Source organism: Desnuesiella massiliensis (assembly GCF_001403615.1).
GTDB lineage: Bacteria > Bacillota > Clostridia > Clostridiales > Clostridiaceae > Desnuesiella > Desnuesiella massiliensis.
Window position 1 is genome coordinate 769,840 of sequence record NZ_LN879457.1, and the last position, 20,991, is coordinate 790,830.

The following is a 20,991-nucleotide window of genomic DNA, read 5'->3' on the forward strand; positions in this document are numbered from 1 at the left end:
GGTATAAGGGGAGAGAAATTTTATTAAGGGAGGAAAAAATGAAAAAGAATATTATTAAATATTTATTATGTTCTATTATTATGATGAATTTTATCATGGCTAGCAGTTTAAATGTTTTTGCAGAAGACCAAAATGACACTGATTTTATGAGGAAGCATTCTGAAATAGTAAGGGATTGTGAGAAAATCATAGAAGATGCCATGAAGAAAAGTAAAATTGTAGGGCTGTCAGTGGCTCTAGTTGATGATAAAGAAATTTTGTGGTCAAAAGGTTTTGGATATACTGATAAAAATAAGAAAAATGCAGTAACACCAGATACAATTTTTAGTATTCAATCAATATCAAAGACAATTACTGCTACTGCCGCGATGAAAGCAGCGCAGGAAGGATTAATTGATTTAGATAAACCAATTAAATATTATCTTCCAAATTTTAAGGTAAATAGTGCCTTTGAAAATAATCCAGAGGAGAAAATAACCATAAGACATTTATTAAGTCATACGGCTGGTTTTACACACGAAGCTCCTGTTGGCAGTAATTTTGATACAAACTCTCCTTCTTTTGAGGAGCATATTAAAAGTATTTCAAATACTTGGCTTAAATTTCCTGTGGGAGAAAACTATTCTTATTCAAATTTAGGCATTGATCTTGCAGGATACATAATTGAAAAACAGAGTGGAAAACCTTTTTACCAGTATGTAGAAGAAAATATTACAAAGCCAATTGGAATGGTAAATAGTACTTTTGACATGGAGAAAATAAAAAATAATAAAGCTAGAGCTATAGGTCAAAGTAACTATTACTGGAAGGTACCCCTTGAAATACCTATAATTCCATCAGGGGGCTTTTACAGCAGTGCCCTTGATATGGGAAGGTTTATACAATTTCATTTAAATGGAGGAAAAGTTAGTGAAAAAAATATAATAGCAGCTGGTATTTTAAAAGAGATGTACAAAATACCTTTTCCAGCAGAAGGTCAAACTGAGGGCTACTGTTTAGGTGTTGGAAAGTATGTAATAAATAATTCACTTATTTTTAATCATAATGGTGGAGGCTTTGCATTTTTATCAAGTATGACTTGGTATCCTGATATTAGGCTAGGAGTAGTGGTTCTATCAAATACAGATAATAAAGCCTTAAAGGAAGATATCCAACCAGGAAATATTAGTTATCAAATATTGAATAGAATAATAGGGGATCAGACAACTGAATATTATCAAAGAGCTGGAAAGGTCAATTCTAATAATTATATAAGTAATAATAATTTGCAAAATTATTTAATTTCAAATGTTACTAATAAACTCAGTCAACTTAATATAATTCATAAGTCTACACCAAAGGAGCTAAAGAAGTATACTGGCAATTATACATATTCAATGACAGGCATTCCTTTTGTTATAGATTTATTAAATATTAGTGAAGAAGGCGGAAGTTTGTATTCAAAAGATGGAAAATTAACGGAGATTCATAAAGGAGTATTTTATTCTAATAATGGTGAAGTTTTTAATTTTAATGAAAAAGTACCATCCTTTAGAAATATAAAATTAAACAAGTTACATTTTCCTTTGACAGGATATCTAGGATTTATAATACTTACAGTAATAATACTTGCTTCTTGGCCTTTAATCGGTGTTATAAAAAGAAAAAAACAGAATAATAATGATAATAGCAATAAGAGAAATAGATTTATAGTTAAAGGTATTCTATGCTTAAATTCAATTTTAATATTTATAATGATAGGTTTTGTATTATATTACCTTTATATTTATAAGAATATTATGAATAATACTAATACAAGTCAAATAGATTACTATGTATTGTCTGCTTTTATGTATGTAGTAAAGTTTATGCCTATATTTATTCTTCTATTTACACTTCTTCTATTAACTTTCAGTATACCTATATGGAAAAAAAGTTATTGGAACTTCATAGGTAGAATTCATTATTTAGTAATAGTATTATTTAGTCTATTATTTTTTATATTGTTATATCATTGGAACTTAGGAGGTATGCTTCTAACGTTTTATTAGAACATAATAATTAAGATGGAAAGTCACCATATTTTCTTCAGAGTGTTAGAGAAAATATGGTGATTTTTCATGATAAAGATGGACAAGAATAATTATTTAAGGTAAATATAACAAGATATCTTTTTAACAATGACAAGATAAAAATTTAACAATCTAATGACGTTGAAGCCTCGTGAACACTTTGAGAAGAGCAATTTTTAATTATAAGGATTAAGCTCATTATTTAGTTAATAAAGTAGTTTAACCTCATTTATTATGAAGGTTCTCCGTAAAACTTGTATTTGCTATTACTGTTGCTATTTTGCAAAAAATAAAAATAGTACTAGAATAGTAAAATAAGCATTTTTGTGTGGAGGTGAGACTTTGGAATTTGTAATCAATAAAATAATGAGCATAGATAAAGATGCTGAAAATTATCGTAAAAATATTGATGAACTATTAAAGGAGAAAGAAAAAGAGCTGCAAGAAGGAATAAAGTCCATGCAAACCCAATGGATAGAAGAGTCTAAGGCCATTAAAGAGGCTGTTCTAAAGGAAAAATTGAGTGAAGCTGAAGAAAAAGCTAACAAAGTTATAGAAGAAAAAAATGAACTGTTAAAGAATATTAAAGCTAAATATGAGGAGAATAAAGAAAATATAGTGGAAGAAGTATTTAGTAAAATAATCAGTTCCCTTTAGGAGTGAAGATTTATGGGAAGTGTAGTTAAGTTTAGCGCTATAAATTCCAAGGTAAAGGCCTTAAAAGGAAAAATGCTTAAGGAAGAGGAATATTTAGAGCTGCTTCAAGGTAAAGGTTTTAAAAATTCTCTGAGGATTTTGAAAGAGAGAACGCACTACGGTGAGCTTTTAAAGGAATACGACATAGAAAAGATTCATAGAGGAGAATTAGAAATAATTTTAGATAAGCATTATACTAGGATTTATAACAAGTTTATAAATTATTTTAATGGCGAGTACAGAAAATTTATTAAAAATTTATTTCTAAGATGGGAAATTGAAGACTTAAAAATAATCATCAGAGGAAAGTATATAGGTCGTACTAAAGAAGAGATAGAAAAAGTTCTCATAGGAAAAGATAGATTAAATTCTATTGATTATGATTATCTGCTATCTTCTAAGAATTTAGAAGAACTGGTGGATAGACTGAAGGGAAGTATATATTATAATGCCCTTAAAAATTTAATAAAAGATATAAATGAGAAGGGTCTGTTTAGAATAGAAACAGAATTAGATTTTGTTTATTTTTCTAACATAAGAAAAGAGCTTAAACATTTAGATAAGGAAAATAGAGAGGTTATAAGTCAGATAATAGGAATAGAAGGAGATTTGCTCAACTTAAGCTGGATCTATAGGGGTAAAAAATACTATGATATAACTCCAGAAGAACTATTTAACTATACTATATATGATGGATATAAGCTTTCAAAAGACAATATTAAGAAGCTTTGCTATGCCAATAATATAGAGGAGTTTCATCACATCATTGAGAATACTCCCTATGGGTGGATTTATGAAAGTGATGATGTTAATAATATAGAAAAAAGAGAAAGAGAATTACAAAAAAAATATTTTAATAAATTTTTAAAAGAAAATAAAACAAATTTTAGCATGGTCATGAGTTATTTAATTCTTTATAGGATTGAGGTACGAGATATTATATCTATAGTAGAACAAAAGAGATATGACTTGGATGCAAGTGAGGGTATGAAATATATTTCTGTAACATTGTAGCTGGGAGGTGAAGTTATGTCCATTGAGAAAATGTATATGGTAAATCTGGTGGGAGCCTTTAAGGACTTTGACAGATTAACCAAGCTATTAGCCCTGGGAAGTTTTATACAACCAGTAAATGCATTGCAAGAGATTAATTCTTCAGACTTTGTACTTAAGACTTCTGAGGATAACATAGAGGCTTTAATGGATGTAAGTTATATAAGGCCTTATGTTTATGAGAAAGACTATAATGTAGGGCTTAGGCATATAGAAAAGCTTAGAAAACAACAAAAGGATTTTAAGCTGGAAGAAAAGATTATTAAGGATGTAATATTTGATTTTGAAGATATAGAGCATCGTACTGAAGAAATATATAGAAGGTATAAGACTCTAAATAAAGAACTTGAAGCATTAAGAGAAAAAGAGCAATTTCTTAAAAATACCTATGAGGCTTTAGATTTTTTAAAAGATGTTTCTCTTCCAATCGAAGACGTAGTATCCATGAAAAACTTTAAAGTCGGTTTATATAAGGTAAATCAAGAAAATATGGACAAGATTAAGGCAAACTATGAAAATATACCTTCTGTAGTTCAAAGTGTGTATAAAGAAAAGGATTTTGTTATATTTATAGCCTTTACACCTATACCACTAATTGCTGAGACGGAAAGGATATTTAAGTCTGCAAATTGCGAGGAAATTTTATTGCCTAATCATTATGCAGGAACTCCTATAGAAGTAGTAGAAGCATTAAAAAAAGAAACAAAAGAATATTTCTCCTTAACAGAAGTAAGTGAAAGAAAACTTAAGGATTTTTTGGTAGAGAATTATGATTCTATAAAAACTCTGGAAAATAGCTATGAGCTAGAACAAAAATCTGCAGATATTAAGAAAACAGCGGCCTGTACTAATGAATTTTTCTATTTATCAGGATGGGTGCCAGAAACCTTGATGCATAAGTTAGACAATACTTTAGTAGAATTTAAAGATACCATAGTTACCCTTAAAAAAGATACTAAGGAAATAAATAACAAGTCTATTATACCACCAACAAAATTAAAAAATGGAAAGCTTATAAGACCCTTTGAGAGTATGGTAGGAATGTATGGAACTCCAACCTATGGTGAAATTGATCCTACAGCTTTCCTAGCCATAACTTATACCATAATGTTTGGGGCTATGTTTGGAGATGTAGGACAAGGAGCAGTTTTGTTATTAGGGGGACTTTACCTAAGGTTTAAGAAAAAGAGAACTAGTTTAGGTGGAATCCTTGAAAGGCTTGGAGTGAGTTCCATGATCTTTGGTTTCTTATATGGAAGTATATTTGGTTCAGAGGAGCTTATTCCTGCTTTACTAGTAAGACCTATGGAAGATATACAAGATGTATTACTTTGGGCTATAATATTTGGCTGTGGATTCTTAATCTTTGGTTTTCTGCTAGGTATTATTAATAACCTAAGAAAAGGAGACATAGAGCATGGCGTCTTTGGAAAAGAAGGAATAGCAGGATTCTTATTCTATATTGGAGCTTTAGTTTTAGTAGTTTCAAAAGTTTACGGAAAAGATATTTTGCCAGTAGGAGTTTGGGCTGTATATTTAATTTCTCTGCTACTACTGATTTTGTTAAAACAACCTTTAGCTCATATATGTATGGGAAAAAAGACTTTATTTGAAGAGGGACCTAAAGACTATTTTATAGAAGCTAGCTTTGAAGTAATAGAAACCTTACTATCTATGTTTTCAAATACGGTCTCCTTTATAAGGGTAGGGGCCTTTGCCTTAAATCACGTGGGACTATTTATAGCATTTTCTGCTATGGCTCATATGTCAAAGAGTGGTGTAAGCTCAGCGCTCATACTAATACTTGGAAATATAATAATCATAGGTCTTGAAGGCTTAATAGTATTTATTCAAGGCTTGAGACTACAATATTATGAACTATTCAGTAAATATTATGAAGGCGGCGGAGTGCCCTTCGAACCTGTAACAGTAAATTTTTAATAAATAATAGAGAGGTGTAATGAGTATGATAATACTATTAATATTAACATTTGGTGTCGTGATTTCTACTATAGCTTATGGAGTGGTTGAACAGGCAAAGGGTGACTTTGCAGGAAAGAAGAAGATAAAAAAGGCATTGAAAATCAATTTAGGCGCCTTTGTACCGGTAATGACTTTAGCTTTAATAATGAATATACCAAGCATAGCTCATGCAGCAGCAGAAACTGCAGCAAATCCATCAGCAGGCTTAGGTTATTTAGCAGCAGGACTTTCTACAGGGCTTGCTACTATTGGTGCAGGTTATGCCGTAGGTGCCGTTGGTTCTTCAGCTCTAGGAGCAGTATCAGAAGATCCTAAGATATTAGGAAAAACTCTTATCTATGTTGGTCTTGGTGAAGGTATAGCAATTTATGGTCTTATAATATCTATAATGATTCTTGCTAGATTATAATTTTGGGAGAGAGGCTTATGAGAAGCTTTTTAATAAGTGATAATGTAGATACCTTTGTAGGAATGAAGATGGCAGGTATTCCAGGCATAATTCTTCATGAAAAAGAAGATATAATAAAGAAGATCCAGGAGCTTAAACAAGATAAAGATATTGGAATCATAGTTGTCACTGAAAAGGTTGCAGCTTTGGTACCTGAGCTCATAAATGAAATAAAACTATCTAAGGAAAGACCTCTTTTGGTGGAAATCCCAGATAGACACGGTTCAGGAAAAGGGAAGGATTCCATAGTTCGATATGTTAAGGAGTCTATAGGTCTTAAGATATAGGAGGATTAGCTTATGACCACTATTGATGATAAGATAAATTTATTTTCTAAGATAATATTTGATAAAGTAAATGAAGAAAAAGATGAAAAGCTAGGAGAATTTAATAAAGAAGCTCAGAAGAAATTGGAAGAGGAGCAAGCTAAAATCTCAGAGCTTAAAAAGAATATCCAAAGAGATATTATTAAGAAGGCCAATACTAAAGCTAATGAGATAGTAGCAAGAGAAAAGCTTAATAAGCAAAGAGAGATATTGGCACTTAAAGAAGCATTAATTGAAGCTACCTTAGGTGAAGTTAAGGATAAGCTTTTACAATATGTTTCCTCTAAGCAATATGACCACTTTTTTATGGACAGTTTAGAAAAAGCTTTAAGAGAAGTAGAAGCTGGCAATTATCATCTTGTGTTAGTAGAGAGAGATTACCAAAGATTTAAAGATGATATTCAAGCTCTAAAAGGAAAATTCAATAATAAGACCATAGAAATAAAAATATCAGAGGAAGACTTTATTGGTGGTGTAATATTATTAGACGCTAAAGGAACCTTTAAAGTGGACAATAGCCTTTTTGCTAAATTACAGGAGAGTAAAGAATTAATCGGTGTTAAAGTGATGGAAATGCTATATATAAATTAAGGTTTATTATAGCTTAGGAGGTAAGCCTATGGAAGGTAGAATAATCGGAGTTAATGGCCCCGTTATAAAAGCAGAAGGTATGAAGGGCTTTAAAATGAGAGAGATGGTTATGGTAGGTGAAAAGAAGCTAATAGGAGAAATTATAATATTAGAAGAAGATTTTGCCACCATACAAGTTTACGAGGAAACTGGAGGATTAAAAATAGGTGAATCTGTGAGTTCTACAGGTAATCCTCTTTCCTTAAAGTTAGGACCTGGAATACTAGGTAGTATTTTTGATGGAATAGAGAGACCTCTAGAAAAGATAAATGAGATGTCTTATGGCTTTATACCAGAAGGCATAGGACTTATTTCTCTGGATGAGGAAAAACTTTGGGATGTAGAACTTACGGTGAAGTTAGGAGATGAATTAAGAGAAGGAGAAGTTTATGCCAAGGTTCAGGAAACTCCTACTATAGTTCATAAACTAATGGTGCCGCCAGAGTTTGGAGGAAAAGTTGTAGAACTCAAGGAAAATGGTAAATATAACATAGAAACAGTGATTGTTAAATTGCAGCAAGGCGATGAAATAAAGGAGTTAAAACTTTATCAATATTGGCCGGTAAGAAAGTCTAGACCTGTAAGAGAAAGAAAAACTATATTTAGACCTCTTATCACAGGTCAAAGAATTATAGATGTGTTTTTTCCACTAGCCAAAGGGGGAACCTGTGCTATTCCAGGAGGCTTTGGTACTGGTAAAACTATGACTCAGCATCAGCTAGCAAAATGGTCTGATGCTGACATCATAGTTTATATAGGCTGTGGAGAAAGAGGAAATGAAATGACAGAGGTTCTAGAGGATTTTCCAAAGCTTATAGACCCTAGAACTAATTTGCCACTGATGAATAGAACCGTGCTTATAGCCAATACTTCAAATATGCCCGTGGCTGCAAGAGAAGCTAGTATCTATACAGGTATAACTCTGGCAGAATATTTTAGAGATATGGGCTATCATGTGGCTATTATGGCGGATTCCACTTCAAGATGGGCAGAAGCCTTAAGAGAGATTTCAGGAAGACTTGAGGAGATGCCAGCAGAGGAAGGATATCCAGCTTATTTACCTTCTAGATTGGCAGAATTCTATGAGAGAGCAGGTTATGTGGAGAACTTAAATGGAACAGAAGGCTCTGTTACTGTAATAGGGGCGGTATCGCCAGCAGGGGGAGACTTTTCAGAGCCTGTTACTCAAAATACAAAGAGATTCGTTTCTGCCTTTTTAGGCTTGGATAAAAAGTTGGCCTATGCAAGACATTATCCAGCTATAAATTGGTTGTCTAGCTATAGTGGCTATCTAGCGCTTTTAAAGGATTGGTATGAAGAGAATATAGCTGAAGACATAATGGATTTAAGAGCAAAGATGCTCAAGCTCTTGTATGAAGAGAATAAACTTTTAGAAATAGTTAAACTGGTTGGAGAAGACGTGCTTCCCGATGATCAAAGGCTTATAATAGAGGTGTCTAAATGCTTAAAGGTAGCTTTCTTACAGCAGAATGCTTATAATGCTGTAGATACCTATGTGCCTTTAGAAAAGCAGTATAAGATGCTAAAAGCTATTGAGAGCTTTTATGATTATGGAAGTAAAGCTGTAAAAATGGGAATTCCTATATCAATAATAACCAATAAGGACTTAATGGAAAGGCTATATAAAATGAAATATAATATTCCTAATGATAGTTTTTCCCTTATAGATGATTTAGAAAAAGAATTAGCAACCTATTTTAATGATCTCATGGAAAAATATAAGTAAGGGGGAGCTAATATGAAAAAAGAATATTTAATGCTTGATAGAGTTCAAGGACCTTTGATAGTACTTTCCAATATTAAGGATGTTGCTTACGATGAAATTGTAGATATCACTGTAGATGGAAAGTATAAGAAAAAAGGAAAGGTTGTTCAAATATATAAAGATAAAGCCGTTGTTCAAGTTTTCGAGCCTACCCTTGGAATATCTGTAGATAATGCTTCAGTACATTTCAGAGGAGAATCCTTTAAGATTCCTCTTTCAAAAGATATATTAGGCAGAGAGTTTAATGGTATTGGGGAACCAAGAGATAAAGCTGGAGAGGTATACTCCTCTAAGAAATATGATGTAAACGGGAGACCTATGAATCCTGTAGCAAGAAGATATCCAAGAAACTATATTCAAACAGGTATATCCTCCATAGATGCTTTGGTTACTCTTATAAGAGGACAAAAGCTTCCTATATTTTCTGGTAATGGTATGGCTCATAATGAGTTAGCGGCTCAAATTGTAAGGCAAGCTAAGATTTCTGGAGAAGGTGAGGATAAGTTCTGCATAGTGTTTGGAGCTATGGGAATTAAACATGATGATGCACACTTTTTTAAGAAGAGCTTTGAAGAAGCTGGAGTTTTGGAGAAGGTAGTAATGTTCACAAATTTGGCGGATGATCCTATAGTAGAGAGGATAATAACTCCAAGGTGTGCCTTAACTGCAGCAGAATATCTGGCCTTTGAAGAAGGAATGCATGTGCTTGTTATTTTAACAGATATGACTAGCTATTGTGAAGCCTTAAGAGAACTTTCCTCCTTAAGAGAAGAGGTTCCAAGCAGAAAGGGGTATCCAGGATATCTATATTCAGATCTTGCTTCTCTTTATGAAAGAGCTGGCATGATGAATGAAAAAAGTGGAAGTATAACTCAAATACCTATACTTACTATGCCTAATGATGATATAACCCATCCTGTTCCCGACCTTACCGGTTTTATAACTGAAGGGCAGATAGTTTTGAGCAGAGGTATACAACAAAGGGATATCTATCCTCCAGTAAATATACTTCCTTCACTTTCTAGACTTATGAAGGATGGTATTGGAGAGGGCTTTACCAGAGAAGATCATGCAGAGGTATCAAATCAAATATTTGCAGCCTATTCTAGGGTACAAGATATTATAGCTCTGGCTCAGGTAATCGGAGAAGACGAATTATCGGATATAGATAAGAACTATATGGAATTTGGAAGAGTATTTGAAGCTAAGTTTTTAAAGCAAGAATATGATGAAAATAGGGATATGGCAGAAACTCTGGACCTAGGATGGGAAATACTTAGTATATTGCCTAGGGGTGAGTTAGATAGAATTTCCCCGGAAATACTAAATAAATATTATAAAACAGTGGTGAAATAATATGGAGAATTTTGCACCAACCAAATCCACCTTAATGTCTGCCAAAAACTCCTTGGATTTTTCTAAGAAAGGCTTTGAACTATTAGATAAGAAAAGAAATGTGCTTATAAGAGAGATGATGTCTTATGTATCTAAGGCCCATGAGCTTCAGGAACAAATAAATTTAACTTTTTCTAGGGCCTATGAGGCTCTAAGGTATGCCAGCATCAATTCTGGAATAACTAATGTGGAAGATATAGCCATGACAGTAGAAGAGGCTAAGGATTATGACATATTATTTAAAAGCGTCATGGGAGTAGAAGTACCAAAAGTGAATTTTGAAAAAAAGGAGCTAAAGCCTAAATATGGTTTCTATAGAAGCAGTGCCGCTATAGATGAGGCTATGAAGGAATTTAACAACGTAAAATACCTAACCTATGAACTAGCAGAAATAGAGAATGCGATTTATAGGTTAGCTATGGAAGTAAAGAAAACTCAAAAGAGAGCCAATGCACTTCAAAATATTCAAATTCCTAAATTTGAAGAAATAGTTAAATTCGTTACAGAGGTATTAGAGGAGAAGGAAAGAGAAGATTTCTTTAGGCTTAAAGTGGTAAAGAAAAAGCATAAAAAAGACACTTAAAATAATGAGGTTATCAAAAAGTAAAGCTTCCTATCAAGGGTTATATCTTGATAAGAAGCTTCTTTTTATTTTTATTAAGGTCAAGTTGTTTAAGGATTACTTAAAATTTGATATGCTTATATTATAAAAAAATAAAAAGAGAAATTACGAGGATGTGAACTTATGAGATTGCATAGACTTATAGGTATAATTATGTTGCTCAATTCAAAGGAGGCTGTGAAAGCCAGAGAACTGGCCAAAATACTTGAGTCTTCAGAGAGAACTATATATAGAGACATAGATATACTTTGTGAAGCAGGTATCCCTATAGTTTCGATTCCAGGCCCTGCAGGAGGATTTTCTTTTATGGAAGGATACAAGTTTCATACGGATTTTTTATATAAAAAAGATATTGTGAATATACTTCTTTCCACCATGGGTATTAATGTGGACAAAAATACAGAAGCAGCACAGGAATTAAAAAATACAATCATAAAGCTTGAAAATAGTGTGCCGGAAAAATATAGAGAAGATATTGTAAAAGCCAAGGAGAGGTTCTTTTTTGATGCGGAGCCTTGGTGGGGAAAAAAACTTGAAAATAAGAATATAGATATTGTAAAGAATGCCATACTTGATTTGAAAAAAATGAAGATTAATTATAGAAAATATGATGGAACAGAAACAGAAAGGATTATAAGACCCTATGGAGTCATAGTCAAGAATTCGCAGTGGTATTTAGTGGCCTTTTGTGAAGAAAAAAATCAGGAAAGAATTTTTAAATGCAGTAGAATTGTGAATCCTGAAATATTATTAGAGAACTTTGTTATACCGAGAGAATTTTCTTTAGAAGAATTTTGGGGAAATAGTAAACAGCAATTTATTGAAAAAGCCGCTTCGGAGGATGTAGTATGTGAGAAGTATCCAGTGAAAGTGAAGCTTTTCAAGGAAAAGAAAGGTTTTCTAGAAGGGTTTAAGATACTTGAGTGTTTAAATCATGGAGCATATTGGATTTATAAAATAGATATGCTAAGCTTTGAAACTGCTTGTAGTATGCTTTTTCCTTTAAGTGATGAAGTTCAAATAATAGAACCTATAGAAGTTAAGAACTTTATTATAGGCAAAGCGAAAAACATATTAAGTTTTAATAATTTTTAAGACTCTATAAATCCTTGACATACTTATGGCAAAGATTAGCGATATAATTAAATTAGGCATTAGAAAAAATAATTAGTCAAATATGCGCGCCACTGATTAGTTATTTTGAGAAGATGCTTTATAAAAGATATGAGAGGAGATATTATAATATGGAAGCAAAAATTATTAATATTAAAGAGTTTAAAGCAGTGGGCATTACCTACTTTGGCAACAACAGTAAAGGGGAGATTAAAGAGCTTTGGGAGGTCTTTAATAAGAGCTGTAACAATGTAAAACATAAAAGTAAATCTCAATTATATTATGGCATATGTGATGATATGCCCGATGCTGAAGGAAGATTTCACTATACCGCTTGTACAGAGGTGGACAGCTTTGAAGATATACCAGCGGGCATGGACGCAAAGGTGGTGCCAGCAGGGAAATATGCAGTGTACACTTATAGTGGAGCCATTGATGATTTAGGAGAATTCTATGAAAGTATATTCTCTAAATGGATGCCAGCTGCAGCCTATGAATGTGATTGCAGACCTCAGCTTGAATTATATGATCATAGGTTTATGCAAAATGGGGAATTTGATATATACATTCCTATAAAATAAAAGAAATATTATAATTTTAAACCACTTCTTTGATAAGGAGTGGTTTTAGTATTCTCGCCTCATTTCTAGACATCCTTATTAACAGTTTAATAGCAGGAACCATAAGTCCTTATTAATGTAAAGCTTTCAATATAAATGAAAATTATATTTTATGTTTCCTAATACATTTTTTACAATATTTTTCAATTTAATTGCTTTATTTACATTAAATGTGTAAAAATTAGACAATTTAATAAAATTTATGCTATAATAGTTTTCAATTTCCAGTAAAAAAATTGGATGAAAAATATAAAAAATTTTTAGCATAATTATGATATTAAATAGGGGGGTCTTAATTGAATAATTCATTAATCAAGGATAATTTTTGTCCTTGTAATAGTGGAAAGCTTTATGAAAACTGTTGTAAAGAAAATAGTGTTCAGTATGAATACTTAGGTAAAAATTATGAAGGTAGAGATATAATCTTTAATAATACTAAAAATATGAACATATATGATGACATAACAGATTTTGCTATGAATAAAATATTCAGCCTAGAAGGACAAGCAGTTCTTTTTGTAAGCAAGGCTCTTGAGCTGCTTGGAACTATATATAAAAAGGTTGATGAGGGTATAGAACAATTTTCCGCATACGCTCCTTGTAAAAAAGGATGTTCCACTTGTTGCAGCTTATATTTAGATTGTACTGCTATAGAAGCAGAAAACATAAGGAGATATGTAATAGAAAATAAAACAGAAGAAGAAATTGAAAAAATAAAAAATAAGCTAATATATATGAAAAGTTCACTTACAACAACTCCAAGACCATATGAGCTAGATGAAAAAGAGTTAGATGACTTATACTTAGCATACGTTTCAAGGCATATGCCATGCATGTTTTTAAATGATGAAGGAGCCTGCAGTATTTACGAAGTAAGACCTTTAAGCTGTAGAAAATTTATAGTTTTTTCTTCAGCGGATAAGTGTAAAAATAATGCATCAGAAATTATAAAACCTAATGTTGCTCCAGCAAATATAAGTAGCTTAGCTATAGATTATCTTTCTATGTATACAGGAAGATATAAGAATTTAATATATTTACAAAAGGGAGAGAAAAAGCCTATTAAGAGGCCTTTAATAGAGTGGTTTTCGGAAGATTTTAAGGATATAATTAGAGATATATAGGAGGATGTGAAAAACATAGGTGTTCTTTTTCATGGGCCGCTCGTGGGGCTCCACGCACGGTGGAGGGAAACCTATAGAACACCTTTTTTCACATCCTCCTATAACATAAACTATTTAAATATCAAAATTCCTTTGGAGAAATTTCGAAGGGATTTTTTCTTTTCTATTTATGTATCTATTGATATACTGTTGTATTAGATATATTAAAAAAATGATGGTGATATAAAATGAGCGTAGATAAAAAAAGAATAAAATATAGCAGAAAAAATAAAGCTAATGATAATTTAAGGAATGTTCCTGAATTTAGATCTATTTATAGTAAAATATTATATATATACCTTCATAATAGGATGGAAGAGAAGGCGTTTTATATAACCTTAGAAGAGTTAAAGGACTTATTGATGGCTCCTGCTCTAGCTCATACCTATTCTCAGCTTAGAATAAAAGTTTTAGATAATATAATCAGAGAATTTGAAGAAGTACAATGTCCATTAAGGTTTAAGTATGAGATTGTAAAAGGAGAAAAAGACAAAGTAAAAATCTCCTATATATAAACAATGACATAGAATAAAAAAAGGCTACATATTATAATGTACTTAAGTAAAGTTGATGAGGAATTACAAAAGTGAGGGGTTTTAATGGAACTAAGTAAATTGACTGCTAATTATGATGAGCTAACAGATCTAGAGAAGAAAATAGTAAAGTATATAATGGATAACCCAGAGAATATTTTAAATTTAACAGCTAATGGGATAGCGGAGGAGTTATATCTATCAAAGACTACTATCATAAATTTATCAAAAAAATTAGGCTTTGATGGTTATAGTGAACTAAGATATTATATAAAAAATTATGTAGAAAAAAAGAAAGCTAAAAATGTCAATCTAACCTATGAAGATATTCTAGATACTATTTATGAGGAAATTACAAAAACCTTATCCTTGCAGAGTGAGGAAAATGTTAAAGCTATTGTAGAGAGATTACTAAACGCAAAGGCTATATATATAATTGCTAGAGGGGCTTCAAAACCCATAGGAGATTTGCTAAGTTCCAGACTAGCACTTATGAAAGTTAAATCCATTTTTATAAATGATCAAAATCTTATAGATGTATTAGGAGATGGATTAGATAAAGAAGAGGTTTTACTGCTTATGTCTTTATCCGGGGAAACAGAAAAGATTAAAAATATAGCAAAAGTAGCTAGGGCAAGGAATGTAGACGTGGTTTCATTAACTTCTTTTTCTAATAACACCTTACAAAGAATAGCTAACTATAAATTGTTTTGTTTTGCAGAACAATCAGAAACTAAATATAATGATATTATTTCAAGATTAGGATTGCATACCTTAGTGCAAATGCTAATAACCTATATGGATTTGAGTATAAAGCTAGTAGAGAATTTACAATAAGGGTTAAAGTGTCCTTCAGCATTAGAATTATAGAGGGACACTTTTGTTTTATGAAATTTTATTTGAAAAAGATTTCATTTACATATTGAATTATCAGAAAATTCATGGTAGACTATAGCTAATTGAATATTAAATTAGGCCGAGTTTGTGAGAGCCGCTATTTTAAAGTTTATCTTTAGAGTAGGGCTTTTTTTGCTTTTTTATGTGCTTAATACTTGAATATATCAAATTAAGAAGGAGGAGATTTTTATGTATGATGTAGCAATAATAGGTGCAGGAGTCATAGGTTGCTCCATTGCTAGAGAGCTATCTAAGTTTGATTTAAAGGCTATTGTCATAGAAAAAGAAACGGATGTAGCCTCAGGAACTACAAAAGCTAATAGTGCTATTGTACATGCTGGTTTTGATGCTAAGCCAGATAAATTAAAAGGAAAACTAAATGCTAAGGGAAATTTACTTTTTGATGAATTGTCAGAGGAGCTAGATTTTCCATTTAAAAGAAATGGATCCTTTGTGCTCTGTTTTGATAAAAATGACTTATATAAATTAGAAAAGTTAAAAGAACAGGGTATAGCTAATGGGGTTCCTAACATCGAAATTTTAGATGGTGATAAAGTAAGAGAAATGGAACCAAAAATTTCAGATGAAGTAGTGGGAGCTTTATATGCCCCTACAGGAGGAATAGTCTGTCCTTATGAGATGACCATTGCTTTGGCTGAAAATGCTTTTAGTAATGGTGTAGAATTTAAATTTGAGAATGAAGTAAAAAACATTATAAGAAAAGAAGAAAATTTTATTATAACTACAGATAAAGAGAAAATAGAAGCCAAAGTAATCATAAATGCAGCTGGTCTGTTTGCAGATAAAATCAATAATATGATAAGTGAGAAGAAGTTTAATATTATACCTAGAAAAGGAGAATATTGCTTATTTGATAAAAATGTTGGAAATATGATAGAGAAGACTATATTTCAATTACCTACTAATCTAGGTAAGGGGATTTTAGTTACACCCACTGTGGATGGTAATTTATTAGTAGGGCCTAATGCTGTAGATATACAAGATAAAGAGGATTTGGATACTACTAAAGAGGGGCTAGATGAGATAATAGAAAAAGCAAAAAAGAGCATTAAAATACTTCCTATGAATCAAATTATTACTTCTTTTTCTGGATTAAGAGCTAGGACAGAGACTGATGATTTTATTATAGGTGAATGTAAGGATGTACCAGGGTTCATAAATGTAGCTAGTATTGAATCTCCAGGACTAAGTTCAGCTCCATCCATTGCTATAATGGTTAAAGAAGCGGTAGTAGGTATTTTAAAACCGGAGAGAAATGAAAGATATAATCCTATAAGAAAGGGAATTATTAAGTTTAGGGAAATAGATAATGAGGCCAGAGGAAAGCTCATTGCAGAAAGGCCGGAATATGGAAGAATAGTATGCAGATGCGAAACTGTTACTGAAGGTGAAATAATTGATTCTATAAACAGGCCTTTAGGAGCAAAAAGTCTAGATGCAGTGAAAAGAAGAACAAGAGCAGGTATGGGAAGATGTCAAGCGGGCTTTTGTTCTACCAGAATTTTAGACATATTATCAAGAGAGCTTGGTATAGATAAAACTAGTGTAACTAAGTTTGGAAAAAATTCTAATATATTAATTTGTAAAAATAAAGAAGAGATATAAATATATTATTTCTTACCAATTCGTGGAGGGTTTAATATGCAAGAATATGATATTGTAGTAATTGGTGGAGGACCAGCGGGATTAGCTGCTGCTTTATCTGCTAAAGAAGAAGGTATAGAAAATATTATAATATTGGAAAGAGAAGCGCAATTAGGAGGAATCCTAAATCAATGTATTCACAATGGTTTTGGCCTTCACACCTTTAAAGAAGAGTTGACTGGGCCTGAATATGCTCAAAGATTTGTAGATAAGGTAGAAGAACTTAATGTACCCTATAAGTTAAATACTATGGTTTTAGATATCAATAAAGAAAAAATAATAACAGCAGTTAATGATCATGATGGAATGATTGAAATAAAGGCTAAAGCCATAGTTCTAGCTATGGGCTGTAGAGAAAGGTCAAGAGGTGCTATAAATATTCCTGGAAGTAGATGTGCAGGAATATTAACTGCTGGAGCTGCCCAAAAGTTTGTTAATATGGAGGGATATATGCCTGGTAGGGAAGTAGTTATACTTGGTTCTGGGGATATAGGACTTATCATGGCTAGACGTATGACTTTAGAAGGAGCAAAAGTAAAAGCTGTAGTGGAACTCATGCCTTATTCTAGTGGACTCAAAAGAAATATTGTACAGTGTTTGGATGACTTTAATATTCCTTTAAAATTGAGTCATACTGTTACTAACATTAAAGGGAAGGATAGATTAGAAGGGGTAACTATAGCTAGAGTAGATGAAAATAGAAGAGTAATAAAGGAAACAGAGGAATTTATAAAATGTGATACCTTGCTTCTTTCTGTAGGCCTAGTGCCTGAAAATGAACTATCTAGAAAGGCTGACATAGAGCTCTCAGAGGTTACTTCTGGTCCTGTGGTAGACGATAGCATGCAGACAAATATAGAAGGAATATTTGCCTGTGGCAATGTGCTGCATGTTCATGACTTAGTGGATAATGTGACTACAGAAAGTTATAATGCAGGAAAAAATGCCGCCTTATATATAAAGGGTAAAAATTTCAGAGGAAATTATATTGAAATCAGAGCCATAGATGGAATAAGATATACTGTGCCTAAATATATTAATAATGAGAATGTTGAAAAGTTTATAAGTATAAGGTTCAGAGTAGGGGATGTATTTAGAAATTCCTATATTTCTGTTTATTTTGATGACATTAGAGAAATGCATATTAAAAAGAGAATACTCACTCCAGGAGAAATGGAAGATGTTAAGCTTACTAAGGCATTGCTAGATAAGCATAGTGGATGTAAGACTATAACCATTAAGGTAGAAAAGGAGTAGAGGGATATGAATAAAAGAGAATTAATATGCATAGGTTGTCCTATGGGCTGCAACCTAGAAGTGGAAATAGAAAATAATAATGTGAAAAAAGTATCAGGTAATAGCTGCAAAATAGGAGAAGAATACGCTATAAAAGAATGCAGTAATCCTACTAGAATTGTAACTACTTCGGTAGGTATAATAGGTGGTATTTTTGACACTCTATCCGTTAAGACAGAAAAAGATATACCTAAAGATAAGATAGAGGAATGCATAAGAGAATTAAAGGATATAGTGGTAAAGGCACCTGTTAAAATAGGTGATATAATAGTTAGTAATATAGCAAATACTGGAGTAAATATTATAGCCACCAGGAAAATTGATAAAAAGCCATAACCTTATTAAATTATAAATTTAATAAAAAATAGTTAATTTATTAACAAATTAAGTAGCTATTGACAAAATATTTTAAATAAGTAATAATCTAAATAAGGGTTTTATAAATATAATATATAAGAGCTGTTGGAGGAAATATAATGTATGAACTAGAGGAGATATTAGTAGAAAACCCTGTAGTAGCAGCTATAAGAAACAGTGAAGATTTACAGAGAGTTATAGAAAGTAATGTTCTCATAGTATTTATACTTTATGGAAGTATAGTAGATATAAAAAATACCTGTGAGCAATTAAAAAATAGCGGGAAAGTAGTATTTGTACATTTAGATATGATTGAAGGCTTAAAAGGAGATATAAAAGGAATCGAATTTATAAAAGAATATGTAAATCCTTATGGTATTATTACCACTAAAACTACAAATATAAAATATGCTAAAAATGTGGGGTTATATACTATTCAAAGGATATTTATAATAGATTCCTTATCCTTGGAAACAGGCATAAAAAATATATTGACAGTTTCTCCTGATGCTGTAGAGGTTATGCCAGGAGTTGCTAGCAAAATCATTAATTCCTTAGAACAGAAGATACATCTACCTATAATAGCAGGAGGACTCATTCAGACGAAAAAAGAAGTGATGGAATCCATAGCTGCAGGAGCTATGGCCATATCTACAACTTGCTATGATTTATGGGACTTAAAATAAATCAGTTAATTTAATAGACTATATGCAGGCGGAGATAAAGAGAGCCGTGCAATATAAGCTATAAGCTTTATTTTGCACGGCTTTTTTTATTATATATTTAATGTAAAGGATTACTTATTTGAGAGATGGGGGTATTTAAATGTCAAAGTATGTAATGGCTCTAGACCAAGGAACAACCAGTTCAAGATGTATTCTATTCAACGAGAAAGGACTTATAGAAAGCGTTGCTCAAAAGGAATTTACACAAATTTATCCTAAGGCTGGATGGGTTGAGCATGACCCTATGGAAATATGGTCTACTCAGATTGGTGTTGCTAGTGAAGCTATGGCAAAGATAAATGCTGAAGCTGCTGATATAGCTGCTATTGGTATCACAAATCAAAGAGAAACTACAGTTGTATGGGATAAAAGAACAGGAAAACCTGTTTATAATGCAATAGTATGGCAATGTAGAAGAACTTCTAATATGTGTGATGAGTTGAGAGAAAAAGGCTTTGACAAAGTAGTAAAAGAGAAAACTGGTCTGATTTTAGATGCGTATTTCTCAGGAACAAAGGTAAAATGGATACTTGACAATGTGGAAGGTGCTAGGGAAGAGGCTGAAAAAGGTAACTTACTGTTTGGAAACATCGATACTTGGCTAATTTGGAATTTAACAAAAGGCAAGATCTTTGTAACTGATTACACCAATGCTTCAAGAACTATGTTATTTAATATTCATGAATTAAAATGGGATGAAGAGATACTTAAAACTTTAAATATTCCAGCATGTATGCTACCAGAAGTTAAGCCTTCAAGCTGCGTATATGGAAATACTGATGCATCATTATTAGGGGGAGAAATTCCAATAGCTGGAGCTGCTGGAGACCAACAAGCTGCTTTATTTGGACAGGTTTGTCATAACCCAGGTACAGCTAAGAATACTTATGGTACAGGTTGCTTTATGTTGATGAACACTGGTGAAAAAGCAGTAGATTCTAAAAATGGACTACTTACTACTATAGCTTGGGGCGTAGACGGAAAGGTTGAATATGCTCTTGAAGGAAGTATATTTATTGCAGGAGCAGCCATTCAATGGTTAAGAGATGAATTAAGAATGATAAAATCAGCTGCAGAGTCAGAAGAGTACGCTAGTGCTGTAGAAGATACTAATGGAGTATATATGGTACCTGCTTTTGTTGGGTTAGGAGCACCTCATTGGGATCAATATGCAAGAGGTACTATGGTGGGATTAACAAGAGGAGCTAAGAAGGAACACTTTATTAGAGCAACTCTTGAATCTTTGGCATATCAAACCTATGATGTGTTGAAGGCTATGGAAGAAGATTCAGGTATAGAGCTTAAAGCACTCAAAGTGGATGGTGGAGCTTGTGCTAACAATTTCTTAATGCAGTTCCAAGCTGATATACTAGGAGTTCAAGTAGACAGACCTGAGGTTATTGAAACTACAGCTTTAGGAGCAGCTTACCTTGCAGGCTTAGCAGTAGGATACTGGAAGGATAAAGAGGATGTAGCTAAGAATTGGGCTATTTCCAAGGCTTTCCAACCTAATATGACTTCTGAAAGAAGAACAGAATTAATTAATGGATGGCATGAAGCTGTTAATAGATCTAAGGCATGGGCAAAGTAAAGTTATAAAATTAGAACTTATAGTATTCAATAAATAAAACA

At 32.2% G+C, this 20,991-nt stretch carries 20 protein-coding genes; all 20 read left to right on the forward strand.

Annotation, left to right across the window (positions count from 1 at the left end):
* Positions 1-38 precede the first annotated feature (38 nt).
* The 20 genes from BN2665_RS21560 (at position 39) to glpK (ending at position 20,950) form a co-directional block, all read left to right on the forward strand.
* Entirely contained in the window at positions 39-2,030 is a 1,992-nt protein-coding gene (locus BN2665_RS21560; RefSeq protein ID WP_055669160.1) for a serine hydrolase domain-containing protein, read from the forward strand.
* Positions 2,031-2,393: 363 nt separating this feature from the next.
* Positions 2,394-2,708: a hypothetical protein gene (locus BN2665_RS21565; RefSeq protein WP_055669161.1), complete on the forward strand. Its 315-nt coding sequence runs from the start codon at positions 2,394-2,396 to the stop codon at positions 2,706-2,708.
* Positions 2,709-2,720: 12 nt separating this feature from the next.
* Complete coding sequence (locus tag BN2665_RS21570) at positions 2,721-3,761, forward strand: V-type ATPase subunit (RefSeq protein WP_055669162.1); 1,041 nt, start codon at positions 2,721-2,723, stop codon at positions 3,759-3,761.
* A 15-nt stretch (positions 3,762-3,776) separates the two neighbouring features.
* Positions 3,777-5,741, forward strand: coding sequence for a V-type ATP synthase subunit I (locus tag BN2665_RS21575; protein WP_055669163.1), 1,965 nt, complete (start codon positions 3,777-3,779; stop codon positions 5,739-5,741).
* A 25-nt stretch (positions 5,742-5,766) separates the two neighbouring features.
* On the forward strand, positions 5,767-6,192 hold the full coding sequence (locus BN2665_RS21580; protein WP_055669164.1) for an ATP synthase subunit C: 426 nt from the start codon (positions 5,767-5,769) through the stop codon (positions 6,190-6,192).
* A gap of 17 nt (positions 6,193-6,209) precedes the next feature.
* Entirely contained in the window at positions 6,210-6,518 is a 309-nt protein-coding gene (locus tag BN2665_RS21585) for a V-type ATP synthase subunit F (RefSeq protein ID WP_055669165.1), read from the forward strand.
* Positions 6,519-6,530: 12 nt separating this feature from the next.
* Positions 6,531-7,148 (forward strand): V-type ATP synthase subunit E, encoded by a 618-nt coding sequence (locus tag BN2665_RS21590; RefSeq protein ID WP_055669166.1) that lies wholly within the window; start codon positions 6,531-6,533, stop codon positions 7,146-7,148.
* A gap of 28 nt (positions 7,149-7,176) precedes the next feature.
* Positions 7,177-8,934 (forward strand): V-type ATP synthase subunit A, encoded by a 1,758-nt coding sequence (locus BN2665_RS21595; RefSeq protein ID WP_055669167.1) that lies wholly within the window; start codon positions 7,177-7,179, stop codon positions 8,932-8,934.
* Between the two features lie 12 nt (positions 8,935-8,946).
* Entirely contained in the window at positions 8,947-10,329 is a 1,383-nt protein-coding gene (locus BN2665_RS21600) for a V-type ATP synthase subunit B (protein WP_055669168.1), read from the forward strand.
* 1 nt (position 10,330) lies between these two features.
* Entirely contained in the window at positions 10,331-10,951 is a 621-nt protein-coding gene (locus BN2665_RS21605; protein ID WP_055669169.1) for a V-type ATP synthase subunit D, read from the forward strand.
* Between the two features lie 162 nt (positions 10,952-11,113).
* A complete protein-coding gene (locus tag BN2665_RS21610; RefSeq protein ID WP_055669170.1) occupies positions 11,114-12,085 on the forward strand; it encodes a helix-turn-helix transcriptional regulator in 972 nt (323 codons plus the stop codon).
* Between the two features lie 149 nt (positions 12,086-12,234).
* Complete coding sequence (locus tag BN2665_RS21615) at positions 12,235-12,684, forward strand: GyrI-like domain-containing protein (protein WP_055669171.1); 450 nt, start codon at positions 12,235-12,237, stop codon at positions 12,682-12,684.
* A gap of 335 nt (positions 12,685-13,019) precedes the next feature.
* Positions 13,020-13,847: a YkgJ family cysteine cluster protein gene (locus tag BN2665_RS21620; protein WP_055669172.1), complete on the forward strand. Its 828-nt coding sequence runs from the start codon at positions 13,020-13,022 to the stop codon at positions 13,845-13,847.
* A gap of 227 nt (positions 13,848-14,074) precedes the next feature.
* A complete protein-coding gene (locus tag BN2665_RS21625; protein WP_055669173.1) occupies positions 14,075-14,401 on the forward strand; it encodes a replication initiation protein in 327 nt (108 codons plus the stop codon).
* Positions 14,402-14,485: 84 nt separating this feature from the next.
* Entirely contained in the window at positions 14,486-15,256 is a 771-nt protein-coding gene (locus BN2665_RS21630; protein WP_055669174.1) for a MurR/RpiR family transcriptional regulator, read from the forward strand.
* A gap of 249 nt (positions 15,257-15,505) precedes the next feature.
* Positions 15,506-16,942, forward strand: coding sequence for an NAD(P)/FAD-dependent oxidoreductase (locus tag BN2665_RS21635; RefSeq protein ID WP_055669175.1), 1,437 nt, complete (start codon positions 15,506-15,508; stop codon positions 16,940-16,942).
* Positions 16,943-16,978: 36 nt separating this feature from the next.
* Positions 16,979-18,238 (forward strand): NAD(P)/FAD-dependent oxidoreductase, encoded by a 1,260-nt coding sequence (locus BN2665_RS21640; protein ID WP_055669176.1) that lies wholly within the window; start codon positions 16,979-16,981, stop codon positions 18,236-18,238.
* Between the two features lie 6 nt (positions 18,239-18,244).
* Complete coding sequence (locus BN2665_RS21645) at positions 18,245-18,613, forward strand: DUF1667 domain-containing protein (RefSeq protein ID WP_055669177.1); 369 nt, start codon at positions 18,245-18,247, stop codon at positions 18,611-18,613.
* A 140-nt stretch (positions 18,614-18,753) separates the two neighbouring features.
* Positions 18,754-19,320: a glycerol-3-phosphate responsive antiterminator gene (locus tag BN2665_RS21650; RefSeq protein WP_055669178.1), complete on the forward strand. Its 567-nt coding sequence runs from the start codon at positions 18,754-18,756 to the stop codon at positions 19,318-19,320.
* A gap of 139 nt (positions 19,321-19,459) precedes the next feature.
* Positions 19,460-20,950, forward strand: coding sequence for a glycerol kinase GlpK (gene glpK / locus BN2665_RS21655; protein ID WP_055669179.1), 1,491 nt, complete (start codon positions 19,460-19,462; stop codon positions 20,948-20,950).
* Positions 20,951-20,991 lie beyond the last annotated feature (41 nt).

What these genes read in the sequence shown, in the direction of transcription:
- BN2665_RS21615 (WP_055669171.1), top strand. Translation starts at nt 12,235, where the DNA reads ATGGAAGCAAAAATTATTAATATTAAAGAGTTTAAAGCAGTGGGCATT.
- BN2665_RS21645 (WP_055669177.1), top strand. Translation starts at nt 18,245, where the DNA reads ATGAATAAAAGAGAATTAATATGCATAGGTTGTCCTATGGGCTGCAAC.
- BN2665_RS21575 (WP_055669163.1), top strand. Translation starts at nt 3,777, where the DNA reads ATGTCCATTGAGAAAATGTATATGGTAAATCTGGTGGGAGCCTTTAAG.
- BN2665_RS21610 (WP_055669170.1), top strand. Translation starts at nt 11,114, where the DNA reads ATGAGATTGCATAGACTTATAGGTATAATTATGTTGCTCAATTCAAAG.
- BN2665_RS21580 (WP_055669164.1), top strand. Translation starts at nt 5,767, where the DNA reads ATGATAATACTATTAATATTAACATTTGGTGTCGTGATTTCTACTATA.
- BN2665_RS21635 (WP_055669175.1), top strand. Translation starts at nt 15,506, where the DNA reads ATGTATGATGTAGCAATAATAGGTGCAGGAGTCATAGGTTGCTCCATT.
- BN2665_RS21570 (WP_055669162.1), top strand. Translation starts at nt 2,721, where the DNA reads ATGGGAAGTGTAGTTAAGTTTAGCGCTATAAATTCCAAGGTAAAGGCC.
- BN2665_RS21650 (WP_055669178.1), top strand. Translation starts at nt 18,754, where the DNA reads ATGTATGAACTAGAGGAGATATTAGTAGAAAACCCTGTAGTAGCAGCT.
- BN2665_RS21590 (WP_055669166.1), top strand. Translation starts at nt 6,531, where the DNA reads ATGACCACTATTGATGATAAGATAAATTTATTTTCTAAGATAATATTT.
- BN2665_RS21625 (WP_055669173.1), top strand. Translation starts at nt 14,075, where the DNA reads ATGAGCGTAGATAAAAAAAGAATAAAATATAGCAGAAAAAATAAAGCT.
- BN2665_RS21605 (WP_055669169.1), top strand. Translation starts at nt 10,331, where the DNA reads ATGGAGAATTTTGCACCAACCAAATCCACCTTAATGTCTGCCAAAAAC.
- BN2665_RS21560 (WP_055669160.1), top strand. Translation starts at nt 39, where the DNA reads ATGAAAAAGAATATTATTAAATATTTATTATGTTCTATTATTATGATG.
- BN2665_RS21595 (WP_055669167.1), top strand. Translation starts at nt 7,177, where the DNA reads ATGGAAGGTAGAATAATCGGAGTTAATGGCCCCGTTATAAAAGCAGAA.
- glpK (WP_055669179.1), top strand. Translation starts at nt 19,460, where the DNA reads ATGTCAAAGTATGTAATGGCTCTAGACCAAGGAACAACCAGTTCAAGA.
- BN2665_RS21585 (WP_055669165.1), top strand. Translation starts at nt 6,210, where the DNA reads ATGAGAAGCTTTTTAATAAGTGATAATGTAGATACCTTTGTAGGAATG.
- BN2665_RS21640 (WP_055669176.1), top strand. Translation starts at nt 16,979, where the DNA reads ATGCAAGAATATGATATTGTAGTAATTGGTGGAGGACCAGCGGGATTA.
- BN2665_RS21600 (WP_055669168.1), top strand. Translation starts at nt 8,947, where the DNA reads ATGAAAAAAGAATATTTAATGCTTGATAGAGTTCAAGGACCTTTGATA.
- BN2665_RS21630 (WP_055669174.1), top strand. Translation starts at nt 14,486, where the DNA reads ATGGAACTAAGTAAATTGACTGCTAATTATGATGAGCTAACAGATCTA.